18 protein-coding genes are annotated in these 21,380 nt (G+C 53.6%); 2 read left to right on the top strand and 16 right to left on the bottom strand.

Annotated features, from left to right (window positions below):
- Positions 1 to 12 precede the first annotated feature (12 nt).
- From H7F31_RS12670 to glp, 3 genes are all read right to left on the bottom strand, one after another.
- The gene (locus H7F31_RS12670) at positions 13 to 930 is read right to left on the bottom strand and encodes an ABC transporter permease (protein ID WP_187104470.1); all 918 of its coding nucleotides are present in this window, start codon (positions 928 to 930) and stop codon (positions 13 to 15) included.
- A 208-nt stretch (positions 931 to 1,138) separates the two neighbouring features.
- Positions 1,139 to 3,460 (bottom strand): helix-turn-helix domain-containing protein, encoded by a 2,322-nt coding sequence (locus H7F31_RS12665; RefSeq protein WP_187104469.1) that lies wholly within the window; start codon positions 3,458 to 3,460, stop codon positions 1,139 to 1,141.
- Positions 3,461 to 3,794: 334 nt separating this feature from the next.
- Positions 3,795 to 5,213, bottom strand: coding sequence for a molybdopterin molybdotransferase MoeA (gene glp / locus H7F31_RS12660; protein ID WP_261800403.1), 1,419 nt, complete (start codon positions 5,211 to 5,213; stop codon positions 3,795 to 3,797).
- A gap of 103 nt (positions 5,214 to 5,316) precedes the next feature.
- Between glp and mobB the strand changes: the two genes are divergently transcribed.
- Complete coding sequence (mobB, locus tag H7F31_RS12655; protein ID WP_187104468.1) at positions 5,317 to 5,883, top strand: molybdopterin-guanine dinucleotide biosynthesis protein B; 567 nt, start codon at positions 5,317 to 5,319, stop codon at positions 5,881 to 5,883.
- Between the two features lie 18 nt (positions 5,884 to 5,901).
- Here the strand turns inward: mobB and H7F31_RS12650 are convergent, their stop codons facing one another.
- The 6 genes from H7F31_RS12650 to H7F31_RS12625 form a co-directional block, all read right to left on the bottom strand.
- The gene (locus H7F31_RS12650) at positions 5,902 to 6,552 is read right to left on the bottom strand and encodes a response regulator (RefSeq protein ID WP_187104467.1); all 651 of its coding nucleotides are present in this window, start codon (positions 6,550 to 6,552) and stop codon (positions 5,902 to 5,904) included.
- A gap of 62 nt (positions 6,553 to 6,614) precedes the next feature.
- Positions 6,615 to 7,631 carry a sensor histidine kinase gene (locus tag H7F31_RS12645; RefSeq protein ID WP_187104466.1) on the bottom strand — a complete coding sequence of 339 codons (1,017 nt, stop codon included), beginning with the start codon at positions 7,629 to 7,631 and terminating at the stop codon, positions 6,615 to 6,617.
- 101 nt (positions 7,632 to 7,732) lie between these two features.
- Positions 7,733 to 8,455 (bottom strand): PspA/IM30 family protein, encoded by a 723-nt coding sequence (locus tag H7F31_RS12640; protein WP_087570084.1) that lies wholly within the window; start codon positions 8,453 to 8,455, stop codon positions 7,733 to 7,735.
- Positions 8,456 to 8,459: 4 nt separating this feature from the next.
- Positions 8,460 to 8,996, bottom strand: coding sequence for a PspC domain-containing protein (locus H7F31_RS12635; RefSeq protein ID WP_087570083.1), 537 nt, complete (start codon positions 8,994 to 8,996; stop codon positions 8,460 to 8,462).
- On the bottom strand, positions 8,984 to 9,670 hold the full coding sequence (locus H7F31_RS12630) for a PspA/IM30 family protein (RefSeq protein ID WP_187104465.1): 687 nt from the start codon (positions 9,668 to 9,670) through the stop codon (positions 8,984 to 8,986). The genes H7F31_RS12635 and H7F31_RS12630 overlap by 13 nt, the downstream gene beginning before the upstream one ends.
- 57 nt (positions 9,671 to 9,727) lie before the next feature.
- Positions 9,728 to 10,024, bottom strand: a complete 297-nt coding sequence (locus tag H7F31_RS12625) for a LiaF transmembrane domain-containing protein (protein WP_087570081.1) — start codon at positions 10,022 to 10,024, stop codon at positions 9,728 to 9,730.
- Between the two features lie 260 nt (positions 10,025 to 10,284).
- Between H7F31_RS12625 and H7F31_RS12620 the strand changes: the two genes are divergently transcribed.
- Positions 10,285 to 10,860: a C40 family peptidase gene (locus tag H7F31_RS12620; RefSeq protein WP_187104464.1), complete on the top strand. Its 576-nt coding sequence runs from the start codon at positions 10,285 to 10,287 to the stop codon at positions 10,858 to 10,860.
- 112 nt (positions 10,861 to 10,972) lie between these two features.
- Here H7F31_RS12620 and H7F31_RS12615 read toward each other — a convergent pair whose 3' ends face one another.
- The 7 genes from H7F31_RS12615 to H7F31_RS12585 form a co-directional block, all read right to left on the bottom strand.
- Entirely contained in the window at positions 10,973 to 12,508 is a 1,536-nt protein-coding gene (locus H7F31_RS12615; protein WP_187104463.1) for an ABC transporter substrate-binding protein, read from the bottom strand.
- A gap of 76 nt (positions 12,509 to 12,584) precedes the next feature.
- Positions 12,585 to 14,141 carry a TolB-like translocation protein gene (locus H7F31_RS12610; protein ID WP_187104462.1) on the bottom strand — a complete coding sequence of 519 codons (1,557 nt, stop codon included), beginning with the start codon at positions 14,139 to 14,141 and terminating at the stop codon, positions 12,585 to 12,587.
- A 154-nt stretch (positions 14,142 to 14,295) separates the two neighbouring features.
- Complete coding sequence (locus H7F31_RS12605) at positions 14,296 to 15,849, bottom strand: ABC transporter substrate-binding protein (protein ID WP_187104461.1); 1,554 nt, start codon at positions 15,847 to 15,849, stop codon at positions 14,296 to 14,298.
- A gap of 80 nt (positions 15,850 to 15,929) precedes the next feature.
- Entirely contained in the window at positions 15,930 to 16,868 is a 939-nt protein-coding gene (locus H7F31_RS12600; RefSeq protein ID WP_187104460.1) for a carbohydrate ABC transporter permease, read from the bottom strand.
- 12 nt (positions 16,869 to 16,880) lie between these two features.
- Entirely contained in the window at positions 16,881 to 17,813 is a 933-nt protein-coding gene (locus H7F31_RS12595) for an ABC transporter permease (RefSeq protein ID WP_087570075.1), read from the bottom strand.
- Positions 17,814 to 17,953: 140 nt separating this feature from the next.
- Positions 17,954 to 19,558 (bottom strand): helix-turn-helix domain-containing protein, encoded by a 1,605-nt coding sequence (locus H7F31_RS12590; RefSeq protein WP_187104459.1) that lies wholly within the window; start codon positions 19,556 to 19,558, stop codon positions 17,954 to 17,956.
- A gap of 3 nt (positions 19,559 to 19,561) precedes the next feature.
- Positions 19,562 to 21,313, bottom strand: coding sequence for a sensor histidine kinase (locus H7F31_RS12585; RefSeq protein ID WP_187104458.1), 1,752 nt, complete (start codon positions 21,311 to 21,313; stop codon positions 19,562 to 19,564).
- Between the last annotated feature and the right edge of the window lie 67 nt (positions 21,314 to 21,380).

Genomic DNA, 21,380 nt, shown 5'->3' with positions numbered 1-21,380 from the left:
TGTCTCTCCCCTCTACCAGATGCCCTGGTCTTTATCGTACAGCTTGACCAAACGGTTGGCGAGAATGACCAGCAGCAATCCGAAGGTCGAGCTGAACACGCCCGCCGCCGCTCCAAGCTCGTAATTCATCGTGAGCAGCCTGCGCAGCACGTACGTATCCAGAATATCGCCCACCTTGGAGGTGGTGGCGGTCATCAGGTTGTAGATTTGATCGAAGCCGACGGACAGGAAATTGCCGATCGACAGCAGCAGCATGATCGTAATGACCGGCGTAATGGCCGGCAGCGTGATATGCCAGATCCTTCTCCATCGGCTGGCGCCGTCTGCGATCGCCGCTTCGTACAAGGTGGGATCAATGCCCGCCAGTGCCGCAAAATAGACGATGGAACCCCAGCCCACGCTTTGCCAGATATCCGTCGCGACGATGATGCCATAGAAGTAGGATGGTTCAATTAGCCAGCTTATCGGCTGAAAGCCGAAGTAGCCCAAAATCCGGTTGAATCCTCCGTCGCGCCCGAGGAACGTAAACAGAATGCCGCCGAGAATAACCCAGGAGAAAAAATGCGGCAAATACGTAATGGTCTGGATGCTCCTCCGAAACCAGCTCAGCCGCACTTCATTCAGCAATATGGCGAGCACGATGGGAGCCGGAAATACAAAAGCGTATTTCAGCAAAGCGATGATCACCGTATTTCGCAGCGCGTCGGTAAACCCTTCGCCCGCAAACAGATATTGAAAGTGCTTGAAGCCCACCCAGGGACTTCCCATGATGCCCTCCAAAATTTTGAAATCCTTGAAGGCGATCAGAATGCCGTACATCGGTACATATTGAAATAGCAGAAACAATAAAAAACCCGGCAAAAACATGAGAATCAAATATTTATTCGACGCGTAGGAACGAAGAGTTGCCTTGATTCCGCTATGTCTCACCCCATCACTCCTTAACGTTTGGTTAGTTCGGCAACCGCCTGACATCAATGTAGCCGTAATGTGCATTTCGCCGCTACTGACACTTTTTGAATTGATTTCTCCCCGTTCCGAGAGGGCCGCAACAGCCATAAAAAATAGGTTCGTGCTGCCGTAATGGCCGTCAGGACGCAAAAAACTCCGGCATCGCGGGTTGGCGACGCCGGAGACGTTATTCCGTTTCTTTCGTTTTGGCGCTTTCTCTGTATTCTCCCGGCGTCATGCCAAGCTTCTTCTTGAACACGCGGAACATCTGCTGCACGCTCGTATAGCCGATGGCTTCCGCCACTTGCCCCATGTTGAGATCGGTTTCGACCAGCAGCCCTTGCGCTTTCTCCAGCCGGATCCGGGTCACATAATCGATAAAGGTTTCGCCCAGCTCTTCCTTGAACAACTTGCTCAGATAGGAAACGCTGATCCCCATTTCGTCCGCCGCCATCTGCAGCGAAAGATCGGACGAATACCGGTCATGGATCATATCGACGGTTTGCCTAATGATCGTTTCCGTCTTGCGACGCTTGACGGAGTCCATGTAGCGCAGAATCGGACTCATCAGCCACTCTCGAAACCAGTTGTCGATTTGGGGAACGGATTCCATGCGGAAAAAGGATTCGTACGGATTTTCGCCGAACACGGCTACGATATCCTCCTCATACTCCTGCACCAAACGGATCACGGCGACCAGCAGCTGCAAATAAAAGGTTTTGGCCATCTGCAACGATGCGTGCTCGCCGTCCAACTCGTCGCGAAACGCCTTCAAACTCCGTTCGGCAAGAGCGCCGTCTCTGGAACGGAGCGCATGGAGCAGCTCCTGCTCCTCGGCTGAGGGATAATGAACCAGCTTCTCCGCAACCAGCGTCATATTGGCATAGGGAAGAACCTCGTCATAGGCGCTGGCCACATTCATGCGAAGCGCCTGGAGCGCATCCCTGTAGGAATAAGCGAGATCGTGGGCGGAATCGACGCCAGTGCCTACGCCGATCGTAATCGTTTGCTTCAGAATTTGTTTGACGACCGATCGAAGCTGATCCGCAAGCGTCACCGGAAGCTTATCATTATCCGCGTCATCGGAATAATTAACGATCAGCACCGTGTGCCGATCCGTAATAATGGATTCCATCCGGAACGTCGATCCATCCTGCTCCTGCAGCTTGTTCAGCTCGGTTCCGATATTGGACACCGCGAACAGAAACAGCTCTCGCTCCGCCCGGAAGGAGCTTTGCCCCGATTCGTCCATCTGCGCGATCATGACGCACAGCTTGCCGAGCGGGAACAACTCGCTCCTGTCAATCTCTTTGGCCAGCCGCGACACATCGACTGCGTTGCCGTGTATTAGGGAATGAAGATAGTGCGATCTCAGGAATGAAAGGTGTACGTCCCGCTTGCTTTGTCCTTCCTTGACCGTGGCGAGCAGCCGATTAATGCCCTCTTCCATCACCGCAATTGCATCTCCTTGCAGCTGCGGAGCTTCGGAAGGACGGGCCGACGATAACCTCTCCAGAATGGATCGGATGCTTCGCTGAAATTTACTGTGCGTGAAATAGGCGGAGTATACGACCATCAAGCACAAAACAACCGTAATGATAATTATGATTCGCTTGAATTCTTCTACCGGCTGCCTTGGCACGTAGGCTGGCACCGCAATGGCGTAAGTCCACCCGTTTTTGTCCGATCGGAGCACGGAAAGGAAATGTTCGCCGACCCTCGTCGTCCGGACGCCCTCCTGCGAAATCCGGCCCATCTCGTGAAGTAAAGCATCGTCCTTGTCGCCTTCCCCGCTCTCATCCGGAATACGGGCAATCAGCTGCCCTTCCTTGTTCATTACAAACAGCTTGCCTTCCGCGTTCAGGGGAAACCTGGAGATTGTCCGTTGCAGAAAGTCGGGTTTCATATTAACGACGATGACCGCTTTGGGTTCCTTGTACAGCATCGGCAGCAAACGAATGTGCGTCAGTGTCGAGGTGGCTTCGCCGTTCAAGCTGACTATTTCCCTTGGAGCCACCCACTTCTGGAGACTTCTGGCGGCGATCATATCGTCTACGTTATCCAGCCAGGATACATCGCGGAACACGCGCCTTTCATTCACGTTTGAGACGATATCGTGGTTCACGATGATTTGTTGGCCTATATGATAAAAATAAATAGAGTGGATCGTATCCGTTACGTTTTTGATCTGGGACAGCTGATTGCGGACGGCGTTGGTTCGCGGATATGCTCCCAGCGTCGTCTCGTTCTGAATATTCATCAGCGCGATGATATCGGACTGCAGCGCGATCTGATTCGACATCTGTTCAATATTGACCATGTCGGACTCCACTTGATGCCGGACTTGGGACAGGCTTTCCATGGACGAACGGTGAATTTCCTCCTGTACAATCCGCGAACCCATATAATAGATCAAGGATCCGAACAAAATGACTGGAATGATCGACAACAGAAGTGTTTGCGTTATCCACTTCGAGGAAGCTCTGATTCTCATCGAAAGCCTTTTCACGCCGTGCTTCCCCCTGACTTGAATTCTTCTATCCTTTTATGATGCCATAACGACCATTACGATTCCATTGGCATTTCTTCCGAATCGCCTTCAAGGCGCATAGACACAAGTTTGATCACCATACCAGCTTCGGCATTACGCGTCCATTAACATTATTTCGGATGGCAAGCTAGCCGGCTACGCCAAACACCCCGAACTCCCGTTTACCCGGAATTCGAGGCTAGTGGATGATCGATTCCAGATCGGGACAGCAATGACGGCTGCGTTTCCGTTACAGCCGGACTTTCTCTAAATCGTCCTTGCTCTTAAACCGGCGTACTTGCCGGGCATGCCCTCACGTCGGCAGCAGCATCACTTGCGCCCATTCTCCCGCTTCCAGCCCCTGCGGGCCGGCGGGAATGATGACGAGTCCCTCGGCATCAGCGATTGAAGCCATCATGCTGGACTTGGAGAACGCAAGCGGGTCGGCGTATATAATACCGTCTTCTCCATACCGGAGGCGAGAGCGAACGAAGCGGATATGCGGGCTGCCTTTGGATACGGAAAGCGCTAGCTTCGCGATTATCTTGCGCGGCAGCGGCGAAGTGCAGCCCTGCATGGCTAGCAGAGCCGGGCGCGCGAACAATTCGAAGCCGACGAAGCAAGCCCCGGGGTTGCCGGATAGGCATAGCAACAGCTTGCCTTCGTAGATCGCGGCCGAAGTCGGACTGCCTGGACGCATCGCTACTTTGTTGAACAAGAGGCCTCTCTCCCTCACTGCGTCTGCTTCGGCGCCATAGACGCGGGTTCCTGCAGCCCCCAGCTCCCGAAGCAGGCAAGCCATCACGTCGTAGTCGCCCACGGATACGCCGCCCGTCGTTATGATGAGGTCGGCTTCCTCCGCGACGCGATGCAGCGCCTCCTCTACCGCCGCCCGGTCATCCGGCAGAGTGCCGCACAGCCAAGGCACCGCACCGCTCTGCTCGGCCATCCACGCGACCATCGCGCTGTTGCTGTCGCGGATCCGTCCCGGCGCGGCAGGAGCCTCCACCGGCATCAGCTCGCTGCCGGTGGCAAAAATCGCCACGCGGGGGCGCCGGTACACCGGCACGTCGGCATAGCCGAACGTGCCGAGCAGAGCGGCGTGGCCCGGCCTCAGCAGAGTGCCGGGCTCCGCCAGCAGGCTCCCGAGGCGGAATTCCTCGCCTCGGGGCGCCACGTTCTGGCCGGGCAAGGCGGCCGCTCGCACGAGTACCGCCGCTGCGCCCCCGGCCAGAGACGCCTCCGCGGTCTGCTCCAGCATGACGACCGCGTCGGCTCCTTCGGGGACAGCCGCGCCGGTCATGACGCGCGCAGCCGTCCCCGGAGCAAGGGCCGCGGCGGCGAGCTCGCCCGCCGCGACCGCACCCGCTGCGCGGAGCAACGCCGGCGAGTCCGGCGCCGCTCCCGCGGTATCCGCCGCGCGCACGGCGTAGCCGTCGAGCCCCGCGCGCGGGAACGGCGGCCAATCGCTCGTCGCGCGCAGCGACTCCGCGAGGCGGCGGCCGCCGCTTTCGGCCAGCGGCGCCAGCTCGCTGCCGACAGTTCTTGCAGCGGCAACGACACGCCGCTGCGCTTCCTCCGGCGTAATCGCCCGCCGGTTAAAGCGTCCATCGCTCCCTGGCGAGTTTACTCGCTCCACGCCATCCAATGACCCCTTCTCTTTCCCCATGTACGTTCCTCCAAGTCCTTGAACTTGAGCCCATCTCTCTTCCTCCATTGTATCACAGAGCAAGTGAGACAACCTGCCATAAGCATCAATTTCATCTCTCCGGATTCCGCATCTTCCCGCAAAAATATGGTAAGATGAGCAAAATGATTTCGAGAGGAGCTTCCAAATGGAGAATCCGCAGCACAAAGAATTCATGAAGCTTCACGCCAATCCCCTTGTCCGCCCCTTCGTCATTCAAGTCGTCGGACACAAAAACACCGGCAAAACCACTTTGGTCTGCCGGTTGACGGAGCTGCTGAAGCAGCGGAATTATAAGGTTGGCACAGTCAAAAGCGATGCTCATGATTTCACCATGGACGAACCTGGCACGGATACTTGGCGGCATCAACAGGCAGGCGCCGACATAACGGCCATCTCCTCTTCGAGACGTAGTGCAATACTGAGCAACAAACCGTCATCGCTTGCCGAATTGCTAGTTCATATGCAGCACGTCGATATCATCCTGGTTGAAGGGTTCAAAAGAGAGAACCATCCGAAGCTCGTGCTCGTACGAGAGGCAAGCGACGCCGAGCTGCTCGCCAGCTTATCTCATATAACCGCCGTCATTCTATGGCCTGAGGCGTTGTCGCTCCCTGCCGTCTCCGAGCGATTGAACGGGCTGCCCGCTTGTAGCATTAACGATTCCGAGGAAATCGCCGCGTACATTCTTTCCCAGGCCGCCAAACATTTATAATGCCGCAGCTTTTTTTTGTTACTCCGCAATTCCCTGCTTATGGGCATAGATCGCGGCTTGCGTGCGGTCGTCCACATCCAGCTTGTTAAAAATATTCGTAATATGAAACTTTACAGTTTTTACGCCGATAAACAGTTCATCCGCGATCTCCTGATTGGACTTGCCTTGCGCGAGCCGCTTGAGAACATCCATCTCGCGTTCCGTCAGGTCGTCGTGCAAAGGAGCCTTCTCCTGATGTTTGGGCTGCCGGAACCGGTTCATCATCTTCGCGGCCACTTGCGCCTCCAGCACGGATTGGCCGCGCGCCGCCGCGCGGATTGCCTCGGCGATTTCATTTGCGCGGGATGTCTTCAACAGATAGCTGAAGGCTCCCGCTTCGATGACGGGATAGATCTTGCTGTCGTCGATAAAGCTCGTCAGTACGATAACCTTGCAATCCGGATGCTGCTCCAGCAGCTTGGCCGTCGTCTCGACGCCATCCATGCCCTCCATAACCAGATCCATCAATACAATGTCAGGCTTATAAGCCGTAGCCAGCCGTATACCTTCCGGGCCATTGCTGGCCTCTCCAACTACCTCGATACCATCCTCTGTATCCAGCACGGCTGCAAGTCCGATACGCACCATCTCGTGATCGTCGACCAGCAGCACTTTGATTGGCGCCTCCATAACTTCCATCTCTCCCCTAGTAGGTTGTTACCATCCGGAACTCCGCTTTTCGCAACCTTGATTTATTGAGCTCCGGTCTTGACTTGGCCGTCTACCGGCACCCACAGATGTATCGTCGTTCCTTCGCCGGGCTGTGACATCATCTGCATGCTGCCCCCAAGCTCGTTTACGCGTTCCTCCATCGTGAGCAGGCCGTAAGACGTTTGTTTCTTCACTTCCAGATCGAATCCGATGCCGCTGTCCTGCAAGGTCATATGAACCCGATTGTCGAGACGCATCAGGCGGATATGCATCTTGTCTGCCTTGGAATGCCTCAGCGTATTCGACAGCGCCTCCTGAGCAATTCTGAAGAGATGATCCTCCGCTGCAGGCAGCAGAGTAATCGTCTCGTCGACTTCGAGCGTAATTTCCATCGGTATCTTTTGCTGCAGTTCCTCGATTAAAGCCTTAAGCGCTTGACCGAGGTTCTTGCCCTCCAAATGGACTGGCCTTAGATGAAGAAGCAGCGCCCGCATCTCGGATTGCGCCACCGCCGCCATTTCCTCGATGAGCTGCACTTGACGCTTCGCCCGTTCCCAGTCACGCTCTATCGTACGGCTGACAGCCGTAGCCGTCATCGAGATGGCGAACAACTGCTGGCTGACAGCATCATGAAGCTCGCGAGCCAGACGCTGCCTCTCTTCGATGACCGCGGTGAACCTGACCTTTTCCCTCCAATTAGGATCATCGGCAAGTTCATCCGGGCTAACGGCATCGGGATTATTGGAATCAATCGTTACCGTATACGAAGGACGTTTGCGCTGCTGCTCCGTCAGTCTCTTGAGCGCGGCCTTCAACTTGGAATTTTGAAGATAACTCATAATCGTTGCGGCCACAAGTCCGCCGCCTACGCCGATCAATCCCATGACGGCCCATTTGCCCTTGAGCGTGTATAGCTCCACTACATCGAGTCCTTGCAGAACGATGACCGCCAGACTGACGATAATGAGCAGCCAAAGTACCGTCTCCGCGTTATTGCGCTTACGGGCTGCTTTTGGACCTTCATCGCCCTGGCTGCGCTTATCTTGTTCTGCTTGCATCTGGAACGCTCCTTATGTAATTGTATATGAGGTTGTTCAACGTGGCAAAGCAGGAAAGAGCAGACCGTCTCCGGTCCGCCGCTTTCCCCATTTCGTCTTCATTATTCAGTTGCGTCGTTGTTTGCCGCAGGGGCATTGCCCGCATTCAGCTTGCTCTTGAGCGCTTCGAACTGCTCGTCAACCTTCATGCGCTTCTCCAAATCTGCCGAGCTGACCGGCGTGGATCCAGCCGAACCGCCGCTGTAGCTGCCGTAAGGGGTGCGAAGAACATCCGCTTCCGCCTCCAGCTGCATAATTTTCTCTTCCATCCGGTAGAAGCCGCGGGAAGCAGAACCGCTGTCGATGGTGTGGTTCGCGCTAAGCTGAGCCATTTGCTTCTGCGCCTTGGCAACTTGAGCGCGAGAAGCGAGCTCGTTGCGTTTGTTGCGAAGCTGGTAGAATTCTTCCTTCATGCCGTGCAGTTGCTGCATCAGCTCTTCCGCTTGCGCCTTCGCTTGTGCATGGAGATCGATATATTCCGTCACCTTCTGATCAAAATACAGCTTCTCTTCCAGCAGCTTGCGAGTAAGCTCTTCCTGGCCGGCGCGCAATGCCGCTTCCGCCTTCGATTCGCGGTCGGACGCGCTGCGTACCGACTCGTCAAGACGCTGCTTCATGCGGCGCTCGTTCGCCATTTGTTTGGCAACCGTTACTTCAGCTTGATGAATTTCGGATTCCATGTCACGCAGATACTGGTTCAGCATGACTACCGGATCCTCCATTTTGTCGAGTACCTCATTTACCGATGCTTTCGTCATATCCTTCATTCTTTTGAAGATTCCCATAATATTATTCTCCCTTCTCGTACTTCGCGATTTTGGATTTTAATTCGTCGATTTCACGTCTTAACGCCTTCTTCTCCAGATCGTCCATCATGCTGTCGAATCCGGGTGTCGCTGCAGGATCCTCTTTGCGGTATCCCCACTTGTCCTGAGGAGGGGGAGTCGATGTTCCATACGACGCATTGTATGGACCTTGTTGCCCGCTGGCGGAGCCATATGTTCCGTTGCTGTATCCACCATTATTGTAACCGCCGTTATTGTAGCCGCCGTTATGGCCACCGCCGTACCCGCCGTATCCTCCAGGGCCGGGTCCGGGGCCATATCCGCCGTGACCGTATCCGCCATGGATCGGCGGCTCCTTCGGGATAACCATACCTGCGATGAGGTAGATAAAGATGACGGTACCGCTCGTAAAGATCGTCACGACGACAAGCAGAATCCGGAGCAAAGTAGCATCAACGTTTAACATCTCGCTGAGTCCGCCGCACAGACCCAGCAGCTTTTTGTCGCGCGTAGAGCGATATAATTTTCTCAAGATGACCATCCTTCCTTCTGAAGTTTACGCTTCAACTCATCCAGCTCTCTATCGATCACCGATTTAACCGTGCTTCCAAGGCCAGAGCCTTCCATTTCATGCCCCATTCGGCGTACGTCCCGGATGCTCTTTGCTTCCGTCTCCAGGTCGTTGATGCGGTCTTCCATCCGGCGGAACATCGCCCCTGGCTGCGGGCCGCTCTCTCCATAACCGCCGAAGCGGCTGTTCAAGCGTTGCTGAAGCCTGATGGATTCCATGCGTGCCGCATAATATTCGCGTTTGTCATAGACCGCTTGATATTCGCTGCGCATCTCGCGAAGCTGTTCTTCCAGTTCCAATGTATGCTGTCTGCTCTGTTCGAACAAATCCTTGTATTGAGCCGCTCGTTCATCAGCCGTCGCCTTCTCGTGAAGCGCGAACCTCGCCATATTTTCTTCGCCCGCCTTGAGAGCGGTCATCGCTTGCTGTTCGCGGCGTTCCTTTTGCGATTCGGCCTGCAGCCACTGAGCTCTCAGGTGATTGGAGTGATTCGTATATTGCTGATGCAGCTTCTCTGCCTGAATGATATCTTCCCTGGTGGACCAGAGGAATTGATCGATCATCCGAACCGGATCCTCGGCCTTCTCCAGCCTTTCGTTCAGCGTTGCGACGGTGATGTCGCGAATTCGTCTTACGATGCTCATCTCTGTATCCTCCTCGAAGGTTCCGAGCGGCGTATCGGCCGCTCATCCGCCTATCCCTTAATATGTTCTCCGATTTCCGCCTTTGAACAACGATACGCCTGCTACAACCAATCCGATTGCCAGGATCAGCATCAGCAGACCGCCGAGCTTGCCTAGCAGCATGATGCCGCCCAATCCGATTAGAATGCCGCCGATCAGCCTTTTGTTATTCATCCACCCCAGAATACCGAAGCCCACTAGAATAAACGGAATCAGGAAGCCGATAATCCGGCCGAAGTCGATGTTCAGAAAGTTCAAGGCAGCTAGTCCGCCTACGATAATCAGTAATACGCCAAGTGCGCTTTTTCCATTCATCTCCAACTTTCTCTCCTCTCTACAATTAGAATTTCTTCATATTCGCTTCCGCGTTAAATCTTGTTGCTCTTGCTTATGTACTTAGTATAGATGGTTTAAAGCCTTGGCAAAACAGACTTTCGGCACTTTCTGAACTAGACTTTGGTCGAGTCGCCAACCCGTCTTAAGAAGCGGAATTGGGTAAAGACCCAGTTTTTGCAGGTTATAAACGCTTTCCTGCCATGTTACGGTATAGCTATCAACCAGGAGGTGCATAATACATGACAACTACGAAACAACATATAATCAAGAAAAGCCTGATCGCCAGCGTAGTCGCAACAGCCTTGCTGACAACCGGAGTCGTCCCGCTTCCAATCGATGGACATGCCCATGCCGCTACGGCAAGCGCATCCAAGTCTTCGAAGATCGAAGCAACGATCAAGCTCGGCGGCAAATATATGGGTACGCCTTACGAATTCGGCTCGAACCGCAGCACAACGCGGACGTTTGACTGCTCCGACTTCGTAAAACATATCTATAAGCAGGCAACAGGGGTAACCATCCCCGGCTCGTCCGCAACCCAAGCTGCGTGGGTGAAAAAAAATTCTACCGTAAAGACAAGCTGGTCCAGCCTGAAGCGCGGCGATCTCGTGTTCTTTATGTCTTATAAAGGTTCTTCCGCATCCAGCTACAGCAAATTAAGCAAGTCGAAGCAGAAGGTGACGCATGTCGGTCTCTACCTGGGCAACGGCCGCATTCTTCACACCTACTCCAAGAAAAGCGGCGGCGTACGCGTCGACTCCGTCAAGGGCACGCAGTGGGAACACCGCATGATCTTCGGCGGCAGCGTCCTCTAAAAAATTGCTTCTATTATAAGTATGAACTCAGCAACAACCAATAACGCCGCGGCGCGCGATCTTTCGCGTTCCGCGGCGTTTCTGCGTCTGCTGACCGTATAGCCGTTTGATTCTATTTTTCCGCCAGATAAGCGTCGAATTGCCTCTGCTTCTCTTTGATAATCCGGGCGATCCCCGCCGACTTCAGCTTCTCCTCGTATTGCGGTAGCACATGGTCGATATCCACCGTGCCGGTATCCAGCGCGTTCAAGTACTGACGGTCCACGTTAACGACGGCTGCCACCTCGGCTTTGACAGGAGCGCTGTCGAAGACGAAGCCCAGTCCTGGAGACAGATGCGCTCCTTCGTTAAACGCCCGGAACTTCTCCCATTTGTCCGGATCTTCGGTATCCCATACGTCGTTCAGGAACTGATTGCCGAACATCCAGTTCGAAGAAGGATTGTAGTCCTGCGTACGGTCCGTTTGTCTAATGATGCCGTCTCCCGCTTGTTCGTAGTGCATGCCCTTAATCCCGTAGTTGACCAAATTGTTGAGATCGCGATCCGTATGAAGAAGATTGATCCACCCCATCGCCAGATCCGGCCGCTGCGACGTCGAAGAGATGCCCAGCATGGAGCCCGCCGTCTCCGAGGTGGAGATCGTCTTGGCATTCAGCTCCCTCTGCGCCAGCTTGCCGACCAGCCCTGTCGCCATGGCAATTTCCTCAGCCTTGCCTGGCTTTAGCGAAGAAGTAATGGAGAATACGCTGCCGCCCATAAGCGCGTCCATATTCATCGTGCCGTTGGTGACCGCATCGTTATTAATGTAGCCCTTCTGATAGAAGTCGCGCGTAATTCGCAGCGTCTCCACGTATCGTTCCGTCTCGTAGTTCGGCCTCACCACGGTGCTGTCTCCGTCCTTGAGCAGGATGCCGGGAATCGAGGTATCGCCAAGCGAGTCGTAGTTGCCGATGTAATGCGCGTTAAACGTTTCGCCTTGCTTCATATATATAGGAGTCATGTCCGGCTTCATACTCTTTACTCGGGCGAAGACAGGCTCCAAGTCCGCAATCGTGTGGACGAGGGACATATCGATAGCCAGTTCCTCCGCGATATCCTTCCGGTAGATAATGCCCCCCTGCGCGGCCAGCTCCTTGTTGGTGGGCACGCCGTAATTGCCTCCATCGATCTTCGAACCGCTCAGGAAAGCGGGATCCAGGCTGCCCAGAATCCCTTGCCCGTAGCTCTCCAGCAGCTCCGAGAGCTCCAGAAATGCCCCCTTGGCGACATTGACCGCATGTTTGTTCCATTGCGCCGTAAAGATGACATCCACCTTCTCGCGGGAAGCAATCATCAGATTGATTCGGTCTTCCCACTGTCCCCAATCAATCGGCATCAGATCGACCCTGGCGTCCAGCTTGCCCTTCAGGTAGTCGTTAATAGCAGCTTCTACCGCCGCCTCATCCTTCTGCCCCGCTCCCGTATACACGAATTTGATCGTGTACGGTCCTGCCATCTCATGAGGCTGATTCGTGTGCGCACCGCTTTGAAAAGCGCTTTCATTTTCATTTGGCAAAGAGCAGCTTCCAAGCAGCAACAGATAAGAGAGCATCATTGGCGCCAACAACAGAGCGCGAACAATTGAACCTTTCGAGTGTCTCCATGGCATCGACGCTCTCCCCCATCTTTTTCCGTTTCATTCCAGCTACTTCTATTTTAATGGATCACAATCAAAAAGCAATATATCAGTCCATTCGAATGTAGACCATATCCTCCGTGACGATCCAATTCTCTCCCGCGAAACTTATCTCCCGTACATTCTCTTGCAAAACGAGACTCTCCTTCTCGAGTCCCCGAGTGTCATCCTTTCCTTCCCAATGCAGAAGCGTGCCTCCTAGTTGGGACGCCGCCTCAATCCAAGCTCGTTTTGAAGCTTCATTAGAGGATTGCTTCGCCCAAGCTCCGCTGTCTGACAGAAGCACGTAATTATGGCTGTCCAAATCTACCAGCAGCAGCGGCTCCCGCAGGCCTGGCCTGCTTTTATAGAGAGAAGCGAGCTCGAGTTTCTCGCCAGGCAGTCTATCCGCGTTTGGCTGGAGAGACGTCAACCCGCCGGTCGGCAGATGAAGAAGCAAGAAGCTGACGCTATCCGGTACAAGCGATGCAGAAGCGCCCTCCACATCATAGAAACGCAGCACCGCATACTCATCCTCTGCCCCGAGCCATCCGGCAACCTCAACGAATTGCCCCTTGCTCCGATCGAACATGATGCTCCGTCCATTTCCTTCCCTCGTATAGATGTTCAGCTTGTTCATCGCTTTTACCGAGAATTCGGAGTCCTCATAAATAACAGGGTTTTGCTCGGAGGCGGATGAGTCATCGAATATGGCGTACTTTCCGTTCGGGCTCCAATAAAACCAGCCGTTTTGCCCCCTGATGGCCTCCGAAGAAAAAGGGACGGTTGATCGTTCGTTCCCTTCTAAATCCAGCAACACGAATCGACTATTGTCACTGTCCAAATGCCAGATCAATTCGCCGTCCGGCGATACCGATGTTAGAAAAAAAGGCCAGCTATGCTTCGTTTGTTTCGGCAATTGCCGTACTTCGCCGTCCGCGATATCTATCGCCCACAGCTTTCCTTCCGAATAACTGTTTAACACGAGCGATTCGCCGGATGTCGTCATCCATCCCGGCGCAAAATGCTCTTCTTGGGATATCGAGTCCAATTCCTGGATTGCGGGTACGATTATGGTCTTTTCGCCGGATGTAATATCCAACTTTTCTACACTATAGGATTGAACCTCTCCTTCGTCGTTCGCGTCATGAACAGCGATATACAGCAGATGGCGGCTGTCCAGCATGCCGTAAGCTTTCGCTATCGAGTGAGCCGCGTAGCTGTCATTGATTATGGCGCTAAAGAGCGGATAGGTTCGAAATTCTCCGCTATTGGGATGGACTACTGCGGCGATGGCCCCGTACCGGACACCATGCTCCAGCGACTCGTTGCTTGTAAGTACGTGTACGACATACGATGTCCCTTCGTCGCTGGCTGCCGTGAACAGTTGAAAGGGATTGTACGTCCCATCGGTTGCGAGCCGAAAACCATTTTCCGTCTCCACCCTGTCTATCGCTCCTGTCGTCTCATTCTCTGACGTTGGGACCGGTGTCACGGACACCGTCTGCATCGTCTGCAAAGTAGGCTGCGGGGTAACTGCATTGGACTCCCGCTCCGCCTGACCGCCCTTGCAACCCGCTAAGGCCAAGCACGCGCATAACAGGATCAAAATAACTGTTTTTTTCATTTCGACCTTCCCCTTCCAGCACCTGGTTAACTATTAGACGCTTGCCGGGAAGGTTGGGTTGCGATTGGAGAAACGAAAAACCCCGACCTCCCGCAATCGGCGGAGGTCGAGGTTCGGTTTTCAGCATAATAGCCTTTGCTTTCGACTACCTCTATTACTTGCTTGCCAGGAAGTCGTCGAATTGTTTCTGCTTCTCGGCTATGACCTTGTCGATGCCGGCGTCCTTGAGCGCTTGACGATATTCCTTTAATCCTTGCTCCGGTTCGACGGAACCCGTCTCTACGGCTTTCTGGAACTGGCGGATAACGTTCGCAAGGGCGCCGACCTCGGATTTGACCGGCTCGCTGTCGAAGACGAACCCGAGCGCGGGCGAGGAGATCGCTCCTTCATTAAACTCTTTGAATTGCTCCCACTTGTCGGGGGCTTCGGTATCCCATACGTAGTTGAGGAATTGGCTGCCGAACATCCACGCGGAGCCCGGGGAATAATCGACCGTTTTACCGGTTGGCGATATGATTTCGCCGTTCTTCGTATAATGAACGCCTTCGATGCCAAAGTTCAGAAGGTTATTGATTTCTTTGTCCGTATGCAGCAGGTTGATCAACATCATGGCCCGCTCCGGATTCGTCGATGTCGAGGAAATGCCCAGCATGGAGCCCGCCGTCTCGGAAGTTGCGACCGTCTTCGATGTCATGATGATTTGCGCCGTTTTGCCCGGAATACCTGCAGCGCTGGCGATTTCAGCATCTTTGCCCGGTTTCATCGGCTCTACCGTGGAGAATACTTTGCCCGCGTTCCAGGCATCCGCGGATGCAACCTGCGTCGTCGCGGCGTCGCTGTTAATGTAGCCTTTCACGTAGAAGTCCCGTGCCAGAGCCAGATACTCCAGATACCTTGCCGAATCTTCGACCGGGGCTACCGTCGTGCCGCTCTCATCCTTCAGAAGCGCTCCCGGGATAGTGGAATCGCCCAAGAAGTCATAGTTGCCGAAGTAGTGGGCATTAAAGACAGCGCCGGTCGTATACAACGGCACAAGGTCGGGACGTTTTTCCTTCACGACCGCGTATACCGCGTCGAGATCCTTGGGCTCCTTGACCGCGCTCATGTCGATGCCAAGTTCGTCGGTCACGTCTTTGCGATATACGATGCCTCCGGCCGAAGCCAGCTCCTTATTGGTAGGGACTCCGTAGTTTTTGCCGTTAATCTTGGCGCCTTCCAGAAAAGCGGGATCAAGCGTTTCCTTGATCCCTTGGCCATATTGGTCGATGAGATCATTAAGCGGAATGAATGCGCCTTTGGAAACGTTGTTCGCGTGACCGTTCCATTGCGCGGTGAAATAGATGTCGATGACGTCGCGGCCCGCGATCATCAGATTGACTTTGTCGTCCCATGCGCCCCAGTCGATCGGCATGAGGTCGATTGTGGCGTTGATCTTTGCCGTCAGCAGCTTGTTCAGCGCTTCCTCCACGACGGCTTCGTCCGTCTGCGGCGTACCCGGGTAGACCAGCGTCAATTTGTGCGGCTTCAGCTCATCCGGCGCTTCGGTTGCGGTTGCTTCCCCGCCGGTCGCCTCGCTCTGCTCCGGTTTATTCGTCGCTTCCGTCTCCTTGCCGCTGCCGCTGTTGCCCGAGCATGCCGATACGATTAATGCCGTTATCATGGAGAGCAAGAGCAGCGATACCCATTTTCCTCGACTTTTCTTTGTCATGGTTATGACCTCCCGAATGGAATAATGAATTTATGCTTAACTAGCGTCAGCTAGCTCAAGCCAATGCTATAAGTGCGGGATTATCCCTTGACCGCGCCGACCGTCAGCCCTTTCACAAAGTACTTTTGGAAGAACGGGTAAGCGAAAATAATAGGGCCGACGCCGATGATGACCATGGCCATCCGCACCGTTTCGCTCGGAAACCGGAACGTCCCGCCCGCCGCTTGAATCGCCGCGGCCGCCGTGCTGTTGTTCGCAAGAAATTGAATGTTCAGCATTGTTTTGTACATCAGATATTGCACGGTAATATTGGCATCCTTCGTAATAAACACCAGGCTGAGAAACCAGTCGTTCCAATACGTCAACGTCTGGAACAAGGCCACGGTGGCCAGCACGGGCAGCGATAACGGCAGGACGATTCTCATAAAGATGGTTAGCTCGCCAGCGCCGTCGATTTTGGCCGATTCCAGCACCGCCGACGGGATGGTTGTGATAAAGAAGGTGCGCATGATCAGGACGAAAAAGGCCGAGATGACAAGGGGCAGAATAAGCGCCATAATGTTGTCTTTCAGCTCCAGCATTTGCACGTAGACAAGGTACCACGGAACAAGACCGCCGCCGAACAACATAGTGAAGAAAACGAAGAAGGTAAAGGGCTTCGCATGCGGAAAGTCGCTCCGGGAGATGGGGTATGCGTACAGGGCCATAATGATTAAGCTCGACAGCGTGCCGACAACCGTAACGAAGATGGAGATGCCGTACGAGCGAATAATTTGCCGGGCATCCTTGAACAGGAATTCGTACGCTTCCATACCGAACTTCGAGGGTAAGAATTGGTAACCTTCGCGTACAACCGTCGAATCATCGCTGATGGATACCATAATGATCAGAATGACCGGGATGATGCAGAGCAGCGAATAAAGAATGAAGAAGAGATGGATGCCCGCCGAAGCCGGCAACGATAACTTGTTTTGGGGATTGGAGGCGCTTGGCGCTTTCTCCACTACTGATGCTTCCATGCTGGCCACCTCCTAAAATAATGCGTTATCCTTATTGATTCGCCGAACGATCCAGTTGGACAGGAAGACGAGCGTGAAGCCGACGACCGATTGCAGCAGCCCCGCGGCCGAAGATAGTCCGATATCGCCAACGGTCAGGAACGTTCGGTACACGTAGGTGTCGATGACGTTCGTCACCGGGAACAATACGCCTGACTCCCTTGGTACCTGGAAGAAGAGTCCGAAGTCGGCGTTGAAGATTCGCCCGATCTGAAGCAGCGTCATGATGACGATAACCGGCGTAATAAGCGGAATGGTGATTCGCGTCATTTGCTTCCACTTGCTGGCTCCGTCGATGGTTGCGGCTTCGTAATATTCCTCATCTATGCCAATGATCGCGGCCATGTAGATAACTGTGTAATAGCCGACCCACTTCCACGTGTTGACCAGCGGCAGGACGTACGGCCACACCTCCTTGGTGAAATACCACTTCACCTCGTCCAGTCCCAGCATCGGCAGAAGCGTCGTATTCAGGAATCCATGTTCGTCGCTCATGAAGGCAAAAGCCAGATAACTGACCACGACCATTGACAGGAAGTAAGGCAGGAACATGATGGTCTGATGCAGCTTCGCCAGGAATCGGCTTCTCATCTCGTTCAGCATCAGGGCGAACGCGAGCGGCACGATCAGATTCAGCACGATGAAGCTTCCGTTATAGAGCAGCGTGTTTCTCGTAATGATCCAGGCATCCTTCGTTTTGAACAAATATTCGAAGTTCCGCAAGCCCGTCCAGGGGCTTCCAAGTATGCCGTCGGTGTAATTGATGTTCTTGAACGCGATCAGAATGCCGAACATCGGAATGTAGTTATTGACGACCAATATGGCGATTCCGGGCAGCATCATCAGATAGAACATCCAGTATTTGCGGAAGACGCTCCTCTGAAATTTGCCGTAAAGAATGTCCATCGCCTTCCCTCCTCCTGTTTCTCGCTTGCTACTTCTTTAGTTTAAATAAAAAAAAAGCCGACATCTGTCGGCGTAATGACCGCATTGTCGGCGCTGTGACTTTAGAGGTAGTTCAAAAAGTCCGCTTTCTATCTATTCCTTTATACGTTTTGAAACTTTTTCCGGTACTCTTGCGGGGTAAGTCCCGTGACGCGTTTGTAGGCCTGAGAGAAATGCGAAAAGTTGGAGTATCCGACCGATACGGCGATATCGCTGATCCGGTTGTTCGTATTCGCCAGCTCCGTCTTCGCCTTGGCCATTCTGAGCTCCACCAGATAGTCGGTTAACGTCAGTCCCGTTTCCTTGCGGAACAGCCGGGAGAGATAAGCCGGATTTAAATAAACAAGCTCAGCGGCCTGCTCACGGCTGAAATCCTCGTGTAGACGCTCCTTCATATGTTGCTGGACCTTCTCCACGGCGCTGGATACCGACTTGCCATTCTTCGACGAATAGTCGGCCGTCATCATGCAGATCCGGTGGGTCCAAGCCCGCAGCTTGGACAACGACTTCAGCGCGGCCGCGCCGTCCTCCCACTCGTTCGCCGGGTATACGTCGGATGCCTGCAACGTTCTCTCGTTTAACCAGCCGAACAGCATATGCATAAAGCCAAAATAATACGAAGCAAGTTCCGTATAGTTCGCCTTGCGCTCCAGCAGCCGGTCGAAACATTCGTCCACTCGGTACGCAAGCTCCGTTCGTTTGCCAAGCGAAAGCAAGGAACTCCAATCCGCAAACGGGAATTCAAACGCGGTGTAAATGCTTTTGCTTTTGACCGGTTCGGCATGGAGCCATACGGTGCCGCCTTGGCTGACATTGTTTTTCTCCTGCTCCAGCAGCCTCTGCGCTTCCGCCCTCGCTTCCTGCAGCAAGACCGGCGAGCCGGCGTAACAAGACAGCTGACAATGCAGCAGCGTACGGCATTGCTGGATCAGATGCAGACAACGCGACTCAAGCCCGGATTCTTCTTCGGGATGAGGGTGATAGTCGATAACGTAGAGCATGCCGTTCGGTTCCTGCACGACGGTCCCGGCACGCCCCTCGAGCAGCAGTTCCTCGGCTGCCTTCTTGACCGCATAAGTCATAATCGCTTCGTCTCTCGCCGACCATTCCTCTCGCCATTGCTCGATGCTGACGACGATAATACGGATGAGACTGTCTCCTTGCAGCGGGATGTCATAGGTCACCAGAATCGGCTCCAGCCTGCTTGGATGGGCCTGTACGCGATCATGCAGATAATCCTGCCAGAACCGCTCGACCATGGCGGGCCGTTGCTGTCTCCACTGCTCGGATACCATCGCGAACGTATCCTTGATCTCGACGAGCTGGCGCTGCTCCTTTACCTTTTTCGCGGCGGCCGCGATACATTGTTTTAACTGGGCATGATCGATCGGCTTGAGCAAATAATCGAAGCAGTCGAGATGCACCGCTTGCTGAGCATAAACAAAATCCGCATGGCCTGTCAGGAACAACGTCACGGTATCCGGCTTATTCCCATTTACCCATCGAAGCAATTCAATGCCGTTGTCCCCGGGCATATCGATGTCCGATAACAAGATATCGATCCGATGCTCCTGCATCAGCTCTTTGGCTTCTTCCGCGTCATATGCGACAAAGAGCTCCGCAATTTCTGTATCGCTCCAGTCGATGCCATGGCGAATCCCGCGAATCGCTATATCCTCGTCATCCACGATCAACAAATTATACATCGTTTAAGCTCCTCCCCCTTGCAATGGAATGCTGATCGTGACCACGGCGCCGCCGTCGGCGTTATTGCCGAATTCGATTGAACAGCGGTCTCCGTACAGAATCGACAATCGGTCGATAACATTCATAATGCCAAGCCCACCGGAATCGCCTTGAGGTACATACCGTTTCTGTCGGAGCTGTTCTAACACCGCCTCATCATACCCCGTACCGTTATCGGCAACCGTCAGCGTCAATGCGGGTTGGCCCTCTCTCTCGCCTATTGCCGCGGTAATCGAAATATGGAAGGTTTTCCGCCTGTTCTTGAAGCCATGGATGATCGCATTCTCTACGAAAGGCTGCAGCGTAAGCGCCGGAATCGGCAGTTTGGTTACTTCTTCATCCGCTTTAATGGCGCAGGCCAGCTTATCGGGAAATCGGATCTGCTGGATCGTAATATAGTTGCCGATATGCGACAGCTCCTCCCGGATCGTAATGGTGTCCGAGTTGCTACGCATAATAAATCGGAAGTAGTCGGCCAGATGAAGCGACATCTTTTTTACGGATTCCGTATCGTTAAGAGCGGCCAGGTTATAAATAATATTTAAGCTGTTCATATAAAAATGCGGGTTTATCTGGCTTTGGAGCTGCCGCAGCTCCCCCTGTTTGACGCGGAGCTGCTCCTCGTACACGTCGATCTTAAGCGTCTTGATCTGCTCCGCCATCTTGTTAAAGGTTTCGCCCAGAAACTCGAATTCGATCGTCTTGCCCCGCTTGAGGCGGACATCCAGCATGCCCAGCGAGATTTTCCGCATCCCGAAGATCAGCTCCTGAAGCGGCTTAAACAACATTTTGCGTATGAAAATCAAATACAGGGACAAAATCAGAACCAGACCAATCGGAGCGAATAACGCGACATTGCGGAAAAAGCTCAGTTCCTTCAACAGCGCCTGCTCGGGAACAATCACTTGATAAGCGACGGGAACAACCCGGCTGGGCCGGTTCATGACGAGATAGGACTTTCCGTTATCGCTACTGCTCAGCGTCTGATAGGAAACATCCGTAATCCGTGTAGCCCCGGCATCTACAGGAGGTTCATTCTCCGTAAGCCGTTTTTTGAGACGATCCTCTTCCCGCAGCCATATCCCCGTATCGCCAATGACACCGTCGTTCCATTGGGTGAGGAGACTTTCGTTAATGTCCTTCAAGCGAATCAGCGCTCCGACATGAAGTCCGGCATTGACCTCAATGCTATTAAGCAGGAAAAATCCCCCCGGCATTCTCTGATCGAACCGAACTTCCCATCTCCGGCTAACGTCGTCCGTTATGGATGCCGAACTGGCTGTGCGCTCGCCCATATGCGTCTGTATAATATCCTTCATACTATTGTATTCGCTGTTCGTGCCCATAATAATGTCCTGCTCGTGATACAAGAACACGCTGTCAATGACATTATAGATGTCGACGTCCCGCTTCAGCTTGGTATCGATCCGAATCTTCGTAAGCGTATACATATCGTCGTTTGTCGGGAACGACATTAACATGCCGACATCCACGTCCAGAATGGACATCTTAAGAAGGTAATTCGTAATTTCATCCAAATTGTCGTCCGTCTGCCCGACGAAGATATCCAGCGTATTGCTGTACGTCTCCGTAACCTTGTCGCGAACGATATCTCTGGAGTAGAAGTGGTTGATCATCATGAACAAAAGGGTAGGCAGCATGACCGCCAAAAAACCCGCAATCAAAATGGTTCGAATCGAATAAACGAATTTCAAAGCGGCTTCCCCCCTCACGATAACTAACCATTCTACAAATCTTGCCAATAATCCTCTTTGAATGAGA

The organism is Paenibacillus sp. PAMC21692 (genome assembly GCF_014303795.1).
GTDB classification, from domain to species: Bacteria; Bacillota; Bacilli; order Paenibacillales; family Paenibacillaceae; genus Pristimantibacillus; species Pristimantibacillus agaridevorans.
This window is presented reverse-complemented; position numbering and strand designations above follow the sequence as displayed.